This is a genomic window from Aminobacter sp. P4_D5, assembly GCF_056401815.1.
Map to the genome: position 1 here is coordinate 1 of NZ_JBFUIP010000143.1, position 14,633 is coordinate 14,633.

At 60.3% G+C, this 14,633-nt stretch carries 11 protein-coding genes; 4 read left to right on the forward strand and 7 right to left on the reverse strand.

All coding sequences use genetic code 11. The annotated features are described in order from the left end of the window. On the forward strand, positions 1-1,277 hold a 1,277-nt coding region (locus tag AC1DWF_RS23860), incomplete at its 5' end, for a hypothetical protein (protein ID WP_476842123.1). A 77-nt stretch (positions 1,278-1,354) separates the two neighbouring features. Here the strand turns inward: AC1DWF_RS23860 and AC1DWF_RS23865 are convergent. The 4 genes from AC1DWF_RS23865 to AC1DWF_RS23880 form a co-directional block, all read right to left on the reverse strand. Next, positions 1,355-3,034 (reverse strand): formate--tetrahydrofolate ligase, encoded by a 1,680-nt coding sequence (locus AC1DWF_RS23865; RefSeq protein ID WP_476782407.1) that lies wholly within the window; start codon positions 3,032-3,034, stop codon positions 1,355-1,357. 55 nt (positions 3,035-3,089) lie between these two features. Next, positions 3,090-3,983, reverse strand: coding sequence for a bifunctional methylenetetrahydrofolate dehydrogenase/methenyltetrahydrofolate cyclohydrolase FolD (gene folD / locus AC1DWF_RS23870; protein WP_476783928.1), 894 nt, complete (start codon positions 3,981-3,983; stop codon positions 3,090-3,092). A gap of 280 nt (positions 3,984-4,263) precedes the next feature. Next, complete coding sequence (locus AC1DWF_RS23875; RefSeq protein ID WP_476783929.1) at positions 4,264-5,973, reverse strand: APC family permease; 1,710 nt, start codon at positions 5,971-5,973, stop codon at positions 4,264-4,266. A gap of 78 nt (positions 5,974-6,051) precedes the next feature. Continuing rightward, on the reverse strand, positions 6,052-7,761 hold the full coding sequence (locus AC1DWF_RS23880; RefSeq protein ID WP_476789509.1) for an APC family permease: 1,710 nt from the start codon (positions 7,759-7,761) through the stop codon (positions 6,052-6,054). 438 nt (positions 7,762-8,199) lie between these two features. Between AC1DWF_RS23880 and AC1DWF_RS23885 the strand changes: the two genes are divergently transcribed. Continuing rightward, positions 8,200-8,898, forward strand: a complete 699-nt coding sequence (locus AC1DWF_RS23885; protein ID WP_476783931.1) for a LuxR C-terminal-related transcriptional regulator — start codon at positions 8,200-8,202, stop codon at positions 8,896-8,898. Positions 8,899-9,119: 221 nt separating this feature from the next. Here the strand turns inward: AC1DWF_RS23885 and AC1DWF_RS23890 are convergent, their stop codons facing one another. Together AC1DWF_RS23890 and AC1DWF_RS23895 are read right to left on the reverse strand one after the other, a co-directional pair. Then, a complete protein-coding gene (locus tag AC1DWF_RS23890) occupies positions 9,120-9,620 on the reverse strand; it encodes a hypothetical protein (RefSeq protein ID WP_476783932.1) in 501 nt (166 codons plus the stop codon). Positions 9,621-9,816: 196 nt separating this feature from the next. Beyond that, positions 9,817-11,184, reverse strand: coding sequence for an NAD(P)-binding domain-containing protein (locus AC1DWF_RS23895; RefSeq protein ID WP_476783933.1), 1,368 nt, complete (start codon positions 11,182-11,184; stop codon positions 9,817-9,819). Positions 11,185-11,345: 161 nt separating this feature from the next. Between AC1DWF_RS23895 and AC1DWF_RS23900 the strand changes: the two genes are divergently transcribed. After that, on the forward strand, positions 11,346-12,659 hold the full coding sequence (locus tag AC1DWF_RS23900) for an ABC transporter substrate-binding protein (RefSeq protein WP_476789508.1): 1,314 nt from the start codon (positions 11,346-11,348) through the stop codon (positions 12,657-12,659). Here the strand turns inward: AC1DWF_RS23900 and AC1DWF_RS23905 are convergent. Beyond that, the gene (locus AC1DWF_RS23905; RefSeq protein WP_476804486.1) at positions 12,642-13,367 is read right to left on the reverse strand and encodes a FadR/GntR family transcriptional regulator; all 726 of its coding nucleotides are present in this window, start codon (positions 13,365-13,367) and stop codon (positions 12,642-12,644) included. The two genes, AC1DWF_RS23900 and AC1DWF_RS23905, sit on opposite strands and share 18 nt — an antisense overlap. 302 nt (positions 13,368-13,669) lie before the next feature. Between AC1DWF_RS23905 and AC1DWF_RS23910 the strand changes: the two genes are divergently transcribed. Next, the coding region (locus AC1DWF_RS23910) for a DUF1989 domain-containing protein (RefSeq protein ID WP_476842124.1) at positions 13,670-14,633 on the forward strand (964 nt) is incomplete at its 3' end.

A 14,633-nucleotide genomic window follows, 5' to 3' on the forward strand; every position in this document is an offset into this window, starting at 1 on the left:
AGTTGCAGTCAGCGCTGGCAGCATCACGTGCCATAATTCCGGTGGCTACCGTTTGCGCGCTTCAAGGAGGGTGGCAGCCAAACAGGGATCGGCTGCGCGACAAGTTGAAAAACTTTGGTTTCGTACTGATCGCTCTACTACTGATGTTCGCGGCCGGTCACCTCACGCTAACCTATAAAGGCGGAGCCAGTCTTTTTGAGGAGCTTTCGCTGCTCAAGGACAAGGATCCGGGACTGCATTATAGCAGGCTGGAGCGGCAATTGCTGATCGCTGAGCATCAGCTGCCGGGGAACGTTTTGGGTGGCGATACGCCAACACCAGACGCGAACAGAGTAGTGTCTCCGGGCTCGACAACTCCAACGGTGTCGCCGGAGGAGACGGGCGGGACTGTCGGCTCTCTTACCGGCAACGCCGATGTCGTCGACGCAGTTCAGCGCAATCTCATCGCTCAGGACGCCTCGTTCCAGTACGTCCATGAGTTGACCTTGCTCGACAAGGAACTGAAGCTGGTCAAAGAGAAAAGCGACGCTTTCCTGGCTGCGGCCGACGGGCAACTAGCCGTCCTGAGTCATCTGGGAAATGCCCTCTGCTCAGCAAGTGCCTTGCTTGGGCTAAGATGTCCGACTTTCGTCAATATCACGGACGGAGGCACGCCCGAGCAGATAAGCAACGACATCACCCAACAATACGAAGAACAGTATTCGGTGCAGAATTTCTGCCAATATCTTGGTGACATCGAGCTTGCCAAATCGACGAACTGGCAGTCGGACACCTCCGCTCCACCCGACCCGCCGCTGTTCGTTACACAAGTGGCATATCTCTTCGACGACGCGCTTGGCATCAATACGCTGGAACTGATGCGGCAGAACTGCCGAATGAACCTCAACTACTATTCGCAGTCGATCCCCAACGTCATCGATATCCAGAACAAGATAGCTGGGCGGCTGGCGACCTACTCTCATCTGGTGCTTCCGGCACTCTACGGGGCTCTCGGCTCGCTGATGTATTACATGCGGCGGATTCTCGATCCGCTTCTGCCAAACCCGTCGCTGCTGCGGATGATTTATCGCGTCGCGTTGGGAGCCTTGGCCGGAATGGTTCTGGCGTGGTTCTGGGACGGCACGTTCAACAACAACGAAGCATTCCAGACTATCGGCTTCGGCCTGTTCACGCTTGCCTTCGTCTTCGGGTTTGCCATCGCCGTGTTCTTCACTCTGCTCGACCGCTTCGTAAATATCTCGACGTCCGCAGTCAGCAGGATCGGCGCGCCAGGGTAAAACGTGGCCTGAGCCGTCCTGCCAACGTAGGTTGCTTGGCTCATCCTAGAGCTGTCCGGGAAGAAAAGGTTTCCGGCCTAGAACAGGCCTTCGATCTGGCCCTGTTCGTTGAGGAAGATCTTTTCCGACGAGGGTGCCCTGGGCAGGCCGGGCATGGTCATGATCTCACCGCAGATGGCGACGATGAAGCCGGCGCCGGCCGAAAGCCTGACCTCGCGCACCGACACGACATGGCCGGTGGGCGCGCCGCGCAAATTGGGATCGGTCGAGAACGAATATTGCGTCTTGGCCATGCACACCGGCAGATGGCCGTAGCCGGCGGCTTCCCAGGCATGCAGCTGGTCGCGTACCGACTTGTCGGCGATCGCCTCCGAGCCGCGATAGATGCGCTTGACGATGGTGTCGATCTTGTCGAACAGCTTCATGTCGTCGGGGTAGAGCGGGGCGAACTGCGAGGCACCTGATTCAGCGAGCTTGACCACCTTGTGGGCGAGCTCCTCGATGCCGGCCGAACCCTTGGCCCAGTGCATGCACACGATCGCCTCTTCGCCCATCGAAGCGACATAGGCCTTCATCGCCTGGATTTCGGCGTCGGTGTCGGAATAGAAGTGGTTGATCGCCACCACCGCCGGCACGCCGAACTGCTTCACATTCTCGATGTGGCGGCCAAGATTGGCGCAGCCCTTCTTCACCGCCTCGACGTTCTCCTTGCCCAAATCTTCCTTCTTGACGCCGCCATTCATCTTCATCGCGCGCACGGTGGCAACGATGACCGCAGCGGCGGGCTTCAAACCGGCCTTGCGGCACTTGATGTCAAAGAACTTTTCGGCACCCAGGTCAGCGCCGAAGCCGGCTTCGGTGACGACATAGTCGGCGAGCTTGAGCGCGGTCGTGGTGGCGACCACCGAGTTGCAGCCATGCGCAATGTTGGCGAACGGGCCGCCATGGACAAAGGCCGGGTTGTTTTCCAGCGTCTGCACCAGATTGGGCTGCACCGCATCCTTGAGCAGCACCGCCATCGCGCCGTCGGCCTTGAGGTCGCGGGCATAAACGGCCGTCTTGTCGCGGCGATAGGCAACGATGATGTCGCCGAGGCGCTTTTCGAGGTCCTTCAAATCGGTYGCCAGGCACAGGATCGCCATGACTTCGGACGCCACCGTGATGTCGAAGCCKGCYTCGCGYGGAAAACCGTTGGCGACRCCGCCAAGCGAGCAGTTGATCTCGCGCAAGGCGCGATCGTTCATGTCCATCACCCGGCGCCAGACGACRCGGCGGGTGTCGATGCCCARCTCGTTGCCCCAGTAGATGTGGTTGTCGATCAGCGCCGACAACAGGTTATGCGCGGTGGTGATGGCGTGGAAGTCGCCGGTGAAGTGGAGGTTCATGTCCTCCATCGGCACGACCTGGGCATAACCGCCGCCGGCCGCACCGCCCTTGACGCCGAARTTGGGTCCAAGCGAGGCTTCGCGGATACACACGATSGCCTTTTTGCCGATGCGGTTCAAACCGTCGCCGAGGCCGACGGTCGTCGTGGTCTTGCCTTCGCCGGCCGGTGTCGGGTTGATCGCGGTGACCARGATCAGCTTGCCGTCTTTTTTCTTGCGCGCCTCGGCGATGAACTCAGCCGAGATCTTCGCCTTGTCGTGGCCGTAAGGCAGCAAATGCTCGGTCGGAATGCCGATCTTGGCRCCGATCTCCTGGATCGGCTTCTTCTTCGCCCCACGTGCTATCTCGATGTCGGTCTTGAATTCGGCCATGACTCTCTTCCCTTGAGTTTGGTTCGATTTCCACGGAGCCCCTTGGGCTCCCAGATTAAAAGCGAGGCGCTGCCTGGCCCGCCGCACGGCAGGCCGAGACGACCGTATTGGCCATCAAAAGCGCAATTGTCATCGGCCCGACGCCGCCCGGAACGGGCGTGATCGCGCCGGAATGTTCGGCAGCACTGGCATAGTCGACGTCGCCGACAAGCTTCGATTTGCCGTTGGCGTCAGCGCTGAGGCGGTTGATGCCGACGTCAATGACGGTAGCGCCCGGCTTGACCCAGTCGCCCTTGATCATCTCCGGACGGCCGACGGCTGCGACCAGGATGTCGGCAGTGCGGCAAAGGGCCGGCAGGTCCTTGGTGCGGCTGTGGGCGATGGTGACTGTGGCATTGGCATTGAGCAGCAGATTTGCCATCGGCTTGCCGACGATGTTGGAACGGCCGACCACGACCGCGTTGAGGCCTGAAAGATCGCGGCCAAGCGCACGCTCGATCAGAAGCATCGAGCCGGCCGGCGTGCAGGGCACGAAGGCTGTGTCGAGTTCGCCGGTGCCGAGCTTGCCGACATTGGTGAAATGGAAGCCGTCGACATCCTTGTCGGCGGATATCGTCTGGATGATCTTGCCGGCGTCGATGTGGTCGGGCAGAGGCAGCTGAACGAGGATGCCGTGGATATTGCGGTCGGCGTTGAGCTTCTCGACGAGAGTGACCAGATCGGCTTCGGATGTGTCGGCCGGCAGTGCGTGTTCGATCGAATGAAAACCGCACTCCTTGGCTTTCTTGCCCTTGGAGGCGACATAGACCTGGCTCGCCGGATCGTGGCCGACGATGACCACCGCGATGCCGGGGACAACACCTGTCGCAGCGATCAGCTGGTCGGCTGCGACCTTGACCTTCGCCACCACATCGGCTGCGGCTACCTTACCGTCAATTACGGTCGTCATGCTATGTCGTTCCTCCCAGGCGAGCGCATCCGGTCCCCCGGCGCAAGCCGATGGTCCTCAGCCCCGGATACACCATCCGGACAGCTTTTGCGCTGAATTTTCCCGTCTGAATCTATAGCAGCCGGAAAGGCCGAAAGTCAACCGTAATGCAAGAATCTTTCATGGAAAGAAATATTGACCCCGGCACATTTTCCTCGGGATGGCTGCTGGTCGGTGGAGTGTGGCCCAAAGGAAAAGGCCGGCTTGCGCCGGCCTTGACCATGGAGACTGTTCCTGACGGTCAGATGACAAAGAACCAGTTGGCGAGAATCACCACCGCTACGCCGGCGATCAGCGTCAGATAGGGCAGGATGCCGGCCTTGCGGATCTTCAGATCCTCCTGGGTGATGCCGAGATCGTCGAGCATGTGCACCGGGAACTTGCCGCCATCCTGGACGTAGTGCCGATAGCAGAATACCGGGATGATCAGCGCTGCGGCGATGAAGCCGGCCCACAGCGCCCAGGGGTTCCACACCTTGGCGCCTGCACCCATGAACATGGCGTTGACATAGGAGAGCAGGGCACCCACTGCGATCAGGATCGTCGGCGCCTTCCACGGCCGGTGGATATGGCCGTTGTCCATGCGGTGGATCCAGCCCGAATTCAGGTTAAGGAAGTTGAAGATGATGTAGCCGCAATTCGACACCGATAGCACGAAGAAGAAGCTGGTGGCGTCGGCAGAGGCGACGGCGAGCAGGAACACGTTGAAGATCAGGTCGGTCCACATGGCGCGCGTCGGTGCGCCATGGCTGTTGACGTGGCTGAGATAGCGCGGCAGCCAGCCGTCGACCGAGCCCTGGTAGAGCGTGCGCGAGGAACCGGCCATCGCCGTCATGATCGACAGCATCAGTGCCAGGATCATCAACATCACCATGATCGAGGTGACGAAGCCAGCGCCGCCGACCATCCGGGCCATGGCTTCGGCAACGCCTGAGCCATCGACGATCGGGGTTGCCAGCATGCCGTTGAGGCCGAGCACGCCCTGGAAGGTGAAGGGCACCAGCGTGTAGAGCGCAAGGCAAAGCAGGCCCGAATAGAAGATCGCCCGCACGGTGTCGCGGCCGGGGTTCTTGAATTCGGAGGTGTAGCAGATCGCTGTTTCAAAGGCGTAGGCCGACCATGCTGCGATGAACATGCCGCCGAATGCCAAGGTCCAGCCGGCGACGTTCCATGCGCCGGGCTCTGGCGAGTAGGCGGCGGCGAGCGGCACCAGCGGCGAATAATTGTCCCAGTTGATCTGGCCGGTGACGATCGGGACGATGCCAACGATCAGCATCGGCACGATCACGATCAGGCCGATATATTTCTGCACATTGGCGGTGCCGAGAATGCCGCGATGCTGGATGGCGAAGGTTATCAGCATCAGGATGACGCCGATGAAGAACACCGAGTTGAGCGAGAAGCTGACCGGGCCGAGCGTGCCGTGATAGAGCGTCCAGCTGCGGATCGCTGGCGTTGCTGCCGTGGTCAGGGTTGCAATCGCGTCGGCGGCGCTCGCACCCGCATTGGCCGCCATGTATTGCAGCACTTCGGGCGAGGTTTCGGTGAAGCCGGGGATCGGTGCCAATGCGTTGAGGATATAGGCCGCCGCGATCGAGCAGCCGAGAGACAGCACCGGTGTCCAGGCGAGCCAGTTGCACCACACCGACAGCGGCGCGATGAACTTGGAATAGCGCAGCCATGCCGTTGCGCCATAAACCGAGGCGCCGCCCGACTTGGACGGGAACAGGCCGGCGATCTCGGCATAGGTGAAGGACTGGATCAGGCCGAGGATGATCGAGGCGGTCCAGATCAGGAAGGCGATGTTGCCGGTGGTGCCGGCGATGCCGCCGATCGAAAACAGAACGAGGGCCGGCACGCCGCTGGCTACCCAGAAGGCGCCGCGCCAATCGATCGTTCGTTGAAGCTGGCCGTCTCCGGCGCCGCTATGTGTGATTGTTGTTGAGCTCATTTGTCGTTCCCCGACCTTTGTCAAAAAGGCCCCGCGCCTCCCAGCGCGGGACCGTGTGTTGTTGTTGGGTTCGCCGTGTCAGAGCACGAAGAACCAGTTGGCTATCAGCACCACGGCAAGACCCGCGATGAGCGTCACATAGGGCAGGATGCCGGCCTTCTTCTTGCGCAGGTCGCTTTCGTGCATGCCAAGGTCATCGAGCATGTGCGCCGGGAACTTGCCTCCGTCCTGGACGTAGTGGCGGTAGCAGAACACCGGGATGATCAGCGACACCGTGAACAGGCCGGCCCAAAGCGCCATCGGGTTCCAGACCTTGGCGCCGGCGCCCATGAAGACGGCGTTGACGAAGGCGAAGATGGTGCCGGCTGCGAGCAGCCAGGTCGGGGCCTTCCAGGGACGGTGGATATGGCCGTTGTCCATGCGGTGGATCCAACCGGCATTGAGGTTGAGGAAGTTGAAGATGATGTAGCCGCAATTCGCCACGGCCAGGATGAAGAAGAAGCTGGTGGCGTCGGTGGAGGCGATGGCCAGCAGGCACAGGTTGAAGATCAGGTCGGTCCACATCGCCCGGGTCGGGGCGCCGTGTTCGTTGACGTGGCTGAGATATTTGGGCAGCCAGCCGTCGACCGAACCCTGGTACAGCGTGCGCGACGAGCCAGCCATGGCGGTCATGATCGCCAGCAGCAGCGCCAGGATCATCAGCATGACAAGCAAGGTCTTCACCAGCCCGCCGCCGCCGACCATCGAGGCCATTGCATCGGCGACGCCCGAACCGTCGACGATCGGGGTTGCCAGCATGCCGCTGATGCCGAGCACGCCCTGGAAGGTGAAGGGCACCAAAATGTAGAGCAGCATGCACAGCAGGCCGGAATAGAAGATGGCCTTGAAGGTGTCGGTCGCCGGGTTCTTGAACTCGCGGGTGTAGCAGACGGCGGTTTCGAAGCCGTAGGTCGACCAGGCGGCGATGAACATGCCGCCGAGCGCCAGCGTCCAGCCGGCAGTATTCCAAGAGCCGGGTTCAGGCGCATAGGCTGCGGCCAGCGGCACGAGTGGCGAGTAGTTGTCCCAGTTGATCTGGCCGGTCAGGATCGGAACGACGCCGACGACCAGCAGCGGCACGATGACCAGCAGGCCGACGACCTTTTGAACGCTGGCGGTGCCGAGGATGCCGCGATGCTGGATGGCAAACGTCATCAACATGAGGATCGCGCCGATCCAGAAGGTGGCGTTAAGCGAGAAGCCGACCGGACCCAGCGTGTGGCTGTAAAGCGTCCAGGTGCGGATGCCGGGCGTTGCGGCAGCGGTGACGGCCGCAACAGCGTCAGCTGCGGTGGTCCCGACATTGGCCGCCAGATACTGCAGCACTTCAGGCGAGGATTCGGTGAAGCCCGGGATCGGCGCCAGCGCGTTGAGGATATAGGCAGCCGCGATGGTGCAGCCGAGCGACAGCACCGGCGTCCAGGCAAACCAGTTGCACCATACCGACAGCGGCGCGATGAACTTGGAATAACGCAGCCAGGCTGTCGCACCATAGACCGACGCGCCGCCCGATTTGTTGGGGAACAGCCCGGCGATCTCGGCATAGGTGAAGGACTGGACGAAACCCATGATGATGGAGAGCGTCCAGATCAGGAAGGCGATGTTTCCGGTCGTGCCGGCGATGCCGCCGATGGAGAAAAGGACAAGTGGCGGCACGCCGCTGGCCACCCAGAAGGCGCCGCGCCAGTCGATTGTCCTTTGAAGTTGGCCGGCGGTTTCCGCCGGACTGACGTCCGTAACAGCGCTCATTGGCAAAGTTTCCCATTGATTGTGAAGGMACGTCGCGTACGCCCGAATTCTCGGTTTCATGGCGCGATTGCAGTTTCCGCTTAGGCTTCTTTTTTTCCTCAAAGTGAAGTTTGTCCGAATCCGATGCGGCGTCAAGCCATTTTGTCGCACTGCCAGGGGAAACAACTGTCAGCGCGGCCCTGTTGGAAGATCGGCCAGTTCCAACGCATCTCTCTGGGCGATCGCAGCCTACCCGAACGGGTGGGAATGGGCCATTTGCGGTTGGTTCGTCGGCTAGCCGGTCGGCATGTCCGCAAAATTGCTTCTATACTGGAATGAAAAAATCATTCATGCTATGAATTGCGTTCAAGAGCCGATCTCGGTCGGTCTCTGGAAAGGATCGACTAGCGCAGGAGACGTCGACGACAGGTTGGGTCCACGAACATAGGCGGGAGGAACATGAACGCCGAATGGAAGGGTCAGCGCCAGGGCATCGGGATTGAGGTGGTGCCGGTGGCAAAAGAGAACAGATTCAGGGTGTTGATTGCCGAGCGTAATCCGCTGGTGGTCGCTGCTTTGGGCGATATGCTCGGGCGAGACAGCCGTTTTGAGCTGGCCGAAAGCGTCCAGACAGGCAAGGCCTTCCTTGAGGCGGCATCCGTGGCGGACCCCTCGTTCGACATCGCCGTTCTGGGCTGGAGACTGTCCGACATGGACTCCGGCGAGGTACTGGCCGAGATGCAGCGGCGCGGACTGCATGCCCGCGTGGTGATCTTTTCCAACGACCACGATCTATCAATTCTCAAGCAATGCGTGCGCCTCGGCGTTCAGGGCTTCTGCTACCAGTTCGACGATCCGGCGATCCTGTTCGACACGCTTGTCGCAGTCGCCCATGGCCGCATCTGCATCCCCTACATGGATGTGTCCAAGATCAACGATACGCCGCTGTCGCGGCTGACGACGCGCGAACGCGAACTGCTTTCGGTGCTGGCCGACGGCTGGACGAACCTGCAGATTGCGGCGCGCACCGGGATTTCCGAAAACACCGTCAAATACCATCTCAAGAATCTTTACGACAAACTCGATGTCCGCAATCGGGCGATGGCGGTGGCGCTTTACGCCAGCGAAAAGAACCGCGGCCCGAGTTTGAGCTCGTAGCAAGGAACGGACCGCCCCGCTCTGGGGCGGCCAACGGCATTCAGCGGTGCGTTGGCCCGCGAGTCCCGTTTGGCGCTCGTCGGGCCGGAACGACAGCAACTTGAAGATGGCCCGCCTTGCGGACCTCGCCCCTCACTGTCTGGCTTTGCTGGGCATCTCCTCACTTCGTGAGGGGCGATGAACAACAACATCGGCAATTTGGCTCTGCAAAGGCACCATTCTTAAGGGGCGAAATCCCCTCCGGCCGATCCGATAACGATTACGGGAGCGTCGCTGTTGTCGATGAAGTGACCATCGAGATAGGGAAGTGCGCTCAGCCTGAATGATAACCCTACACCAAACCACCATTCTCGGGGTTGCAGCAACTCGTAGGTTTTGTAGCCTGTTATTTGCGCCTCAGGTGAGCTTAGAAAGTCGTTATTTGACTTCATCGCGACGCGCTGCCTGGCATCCCACAGGTGCACGTCCTGGATTGTACCCGAGTTTCTGTACCCGGCAATTTGTTCGTATCCAAGAAAGACGCGGATCAGCTTCATCCGTTTGTCGTCGAGGATGACAGGAGTTGGTATTGTGATGTGAAACCATCGCGCGAACCCTGGTCGGATCGTGATTTGGGTGCCCCAACCAAAGTGATTGAACCCGAAGAGACCGCCGTCTTCTGCCGGCGGATTCTCTGCTACCACTGCGTTCCCGTGTACCCAGCTAGCCGTAAACGCGACCATTTCGTTCCTCCTTTTTTGGAAAAAACGTAGCCTTGTTTCGATAGCAGAATTGCGGATGCATGAATACGTTCGTGGCAGACCTGCAGAACTGGTGCCAAGGCGTTGGCTCCGTGACGGCCGTACAAAAACAAATGCCGCCCCTAGCGGGGCGGCATGGCTGATTGCGCTGGGCGGATGATGCCGGCAGGCCGGGCTTTCACTCCGCCGCGACGGGAGTGGCGGTACGCAGGTAGGATTCAAGCGAGTCGTCGAGCGCATCCTTCCACGGCGTGTGATGCGCAGGCGCCATCGTGCCTGTGATGACCGACTTGTAGGAGTGGTTGCGGAACTCCATGATGCCCTTCTTCTTGTGTTCCTTCCACTCGAAGAAGGCTGCGTTGGCGCCGTCCACGTCAAAGCTGGGATAGTCGGTTTCGGCGATCAGTTCCTTGACATATTCGCCCTGGTATTCGATCGCTTCATGGGAGTCCTTGCCGGCATCCTCGCGCGCAACGCGGTCCTGGACGTCGCCGACCAGCGCCTGCTTGTCGGCGGGCAGATTGATGCGGCCGAGGATGACGTCGCGCGTCCACCAGGCCTGCGCGTCAAACATGTTGAAGGTGAACCACTGGTCCTGCATGCCGAGATAAAACATCGCGGGATTGTGAACATAGGCGACGCCTTTGTAGAGATCGGCGGTCGCCAGGCGGTTGGCGGTCCTCAGGCGCAGATCGTCAGGCAGGAACGGGAAGTGATGCTTGTAGCCGGTGCACAGGATGATCGCGTCGATGCGCTTGGTCGAGCCGTCCTTGAAGGTTGCGGTGTTGACCTCGACCTTCTCCAGAAGCGGCCGCTCTTCCCAGTTGTCGGGCCATTTGAAGCCCATCGGCGCGGTGCGGTAGCAGTTGGTGATCGACTTGGCGCCGTACTTCCAGCACTGCGAGCCGATGTCCTCGGCCGAATAGCTGGTGCCGACGAGCAGGATGTCCTTGCCGGCGAACTCGCGGGCGTCGCGGAAGTCATGGGCGTGGAGGATGCGGCCGTTGAAGCGGTCAAAGCCGGGGAATTCGGGCACGTTCGGGGTCGAGAAGTGGCCCGAGGCGACGATGACGTTGTCGAATTCCTCGGAATAGCAATGATCCTTCGGCAGATCCTGCACTGTGACAGTGAACTTTTTGGTCTCTTCGTTCCAGGTCACCATGCGCACGGCCGTCTCGAAGCGAATCCACTTGCGGACGCCGGCCTTGTTCACGCGGCCTTCGATGTAGTCGAAGAGCACTGCGCGCGGCGGATAGGAGGCGATCTGCTTGCCGAAATGCTCCTCGAAGGAATAATCGGCGAACTCCAGACCCTCCTTGGGGCCGTTCGACCAGAGATAGCGGTACATCGAACCGTGGACGGGCTCGCCATACTGGTCGAGGCCAGTGCGCCAGGTGTAGTTCCACAGACCGCCCCAATTGGCCTGCTTTTCAAAGCAGACAATTTCTGGGATTTCAGCGCCCTTCGCCGCGGCCGATTGAAATGCTCTCAACTGCGCCAGACCCGACGGTCCGGCACCAATCACGGCGACACGCTTGGCTGTCATGGTTTCCTCCTTTTGGTATAGACCAAATTTCGTTATTGGTTCCTCTGGTTCAGTTATGTTGCCTGCCATTATACCAATTTGTCAACGACGTGTTTCCTGGGAGGAAGGAAAATTTCGCGTCGTTGGGATGAAGCGCCCTGTTTTTGGTGGTATTCACGGACATGACGAACTCCAGCTTTGCCCATCGACTCGCGGTTTCCAGCGTCCTGCCCCGGCTGTCCGTCGGCATGCCGGACGCCGTTAACATTGGATTCCTGGCACCGCTCAGCGGTCTAGTGGAATCCTGGGGCCTGCCCGGATTGCATGGCTGCCGAATCTGGGAGGATTGGCTGAATAAGACCGGCGGGTTGCTGATCAACGGTCGACGCTATCAAATCAAGATTGTCGAGTTTGATTGTGGCTACGATGCCAGCCGGGCGCTGGAAGGTGCACGCCATCTGATAGAGCGCCATGACGTCAAGCTGCTGATGATGCTGGGAGGGGATACGATGGCGCAGATCAGGGATTATCTGAGCCAGCGCAAGCCCCTGACGTCGACCCTGCTGCCGAGCGACCTGTCGCCTGATACACCATACCTGATCGCGCCGAGTGAACTGCATCCGATCTTCAATGTGACGGGGGTGGAGTGGCTGGCGCAGGCGAGGCCGGAACTGCGCACCGTAGCGATCTGCAGCCAGACCGACGCGCTAGGCCTTCCCTCGCTTGCGACCTATCGCGCGGCCTTCAAGGCGGCCAAATTGAGGATCGCCAGGGAGATCCAGTACGATCCTGATACGACCGATGCGGCTGAAATCGTGCAGCCGATGCTGGATTCGGGTGCCGAAATCCTGTGCTGGTGCACCAGCTATACGCCGATGGTCCATGCGATGACCGAATATGCGCATGCGCAGGGCTTCAAGGGGCAGATCATATCCTGCACGCTGGACTATTACGACCAGCTCGTTGCCCGGACATCCGTCGAATTCATGGAAGGCTTCGTTTTCCAGTTTCCGGATTTCGACGACGAGAAGCTGAACGACAAGACGTTCTTCTTCAACCAGCCGAAGGGCTTCTTCGACGAGTACAACAGCCGCTTCCCCGGCACCTGGACCGCGGTGAGCTGGGAATATGTCGCCATCCTCGACATCTGGCATGCGGCGGTGGAAAAATCGAACAGCGTCAATCCCGCATCCGTACTGGCGGCTATGAAGCAGCTTGGTCACGTCACCCACGCGTTCGGTCCGGCACATTGGTGGGGCGAGAGCATGTTCGGGATCGACAACGCGCTGGTCGGTGACTGGCCGGTGGTGACGCTGAAGAACGGCAAGGCGAAGATCGCCGCTTTCGGCTCAATTCCGCGCTGGCTGAAACGCCATGGCGGTCTGCTCAAGCAGGAGATGTCGGATCTTGGGCAGCTTTGGGATCAGCGTTTGCGGGCGAGCGGCAATGGCACCGCCCTGCAGGCACGGACGCCGGAATCAATCCTGCAGAAGTAGCTTCTGCTCTTCGACCAGATGCAGCTTGATGAACTCGACGGCCCGCTCGACGTCGCGAGAAGCAATCGCGTTGAACAGCGCATTATAACGCTGCTGGTATTCGAGGATCCGCTTCGGCGACAGGTGCCGGCGAAGCTGCGTGGTGCGGAAGCTCACCCGGCAGGCCTCGATCGCCAGATTGTAGCAGGACGCCAGCAGGGGGTTGTGCGTTCCCTCGGCGATCTTGCGGTAGATTTCCTCTTCGCATTTGACGAAAGCGGCTACGTCGGTGTGCACGCTTTCGATCTTCGACATCAGTTGTTCGAGCTCCCAGACTTCGCGCGGGGTCATGTTGATGACCGCGAGGCGAACCATTTCGGGTTCGAGGATGCCGCGTACGACAAGGTGGTCCAGTGGGCTGGTTTCCAGCGCGACCGAGCTTTCCGCCCTTTCAGGCACTTCTTCCGAGCGGTAGGTGACGAAACTGCCGCTGCCGGGCCGCCGCTTGATGACCTTGCGGTCTTCCAGCACATCCAGCGCCTCGCGCACGGTGTTACGGGCGACCCCCATCTCCGACGCCAGCGCCCGTTCCGACGGAAGGCGCGTGTCCAGCGGATATTCCTCCGACCTAATCTTGGCAAAAAGCCGGTCGAGCACGGTCTGCACCGTCGCTCCCACCGAATAGGAGGCGATGATCTGCGATGTGAGTTGGCCGGTTTCAACCTTCATTGCGCGACCTTGCATGTCAGCTCTGCCTCATGGCCACGACACCGGACGAATCCTAGCGCAGTGCAGCCCAAGTTTGAAATATTTATCGAATCTGGTCCACTAACACGGTTGAATGGACCGGGACAATCGCGCGGCGAGCAGGGGACATATGGTTCTTGATATCGCCGAGGGCCACCGCTGGACAATTATCTCGCCTCAATTTCCGGCGATGCGACGAAACGAAGCCTTGCGAGGACGACAAATTTGAGTATTCTCCAGACTGAAATATTTTTACACACAGGCAAATTTTAGACGAGGTGGCGATGACGATTTCAGTCTACCCCGAAATTGTGGCTGGTCCGCCGCGGCCGAGCCTGATCCTGCAGCCCGGGCTGCTTATGCCTGGCACGGAGCGCTATCACGTGCCCGGCTTGGGTGCGGTACTGTTTGAGGTCGAGGCCGGCGACAGGATCACCATCCGCAATGCCGAAGGCGGCCAGGCTTGCGAGCTTGTCGCCTTCGATAAGAGTGGCCGCGCTGATCCAGATATTCTGGGCACGCGTGCAAACAGCGATGCTTCGGGGCTGAAGGCGCTGCTGGTCAATAGCGACGACAGCCTGCAGACCTTCCGCGCCGGGCTCGCGCGACGCAAGCTCGATCTCGGCCGCGCTGAGGCCGTGCGCTTCTTCGATGGCACGACGCCGGCGGGGACGGAAGAAAGCTTCACCGTAGCCCGCGACGGCTCGCTTGTGGTGGCTGCCCCGGGTGTGCTTATGGCCATCGACAGCCATGACACCTCAACGCCTTTGGTGGTGATGGTCAAGCGCGCAACCATCCGCCCGGCCGGCCGCTCGGACCTGCCCGATCCGCTTGCCGATCCGGTGCTTGATMTCCGGGTCAAGTCGAAGACGGCGGAGTCGTTTTTCGTCAAGGCMGGCGACTACATCCAGATCATCGATGTCGATGGCCGCCAGTGCACCGATTTCCAGTGCTTTTCAGCCCGCAAGCTCGACAAGGGCCGCGATCTGGCGCTYGACGTCACMGCMACSCGTTCGCTGATGGGCCATGCCTATCCAATGCCGGGCCTGCACGCCAAATATTACGACCAGGATTTCGAGCCGCTGGTCGAGGTGATCCAGGACACCTGCGGCCGCCACGATGCCTTTGCGCTTGCCTGCTACGCCAAATATTACGACGACATCGGTTATCCCGGCCACATCAACTGCTCGGAGAACTTTAATGGCGCGCTCGCCGACAAGGGCGTCAATGCCCGCGCCGGTTGGATGG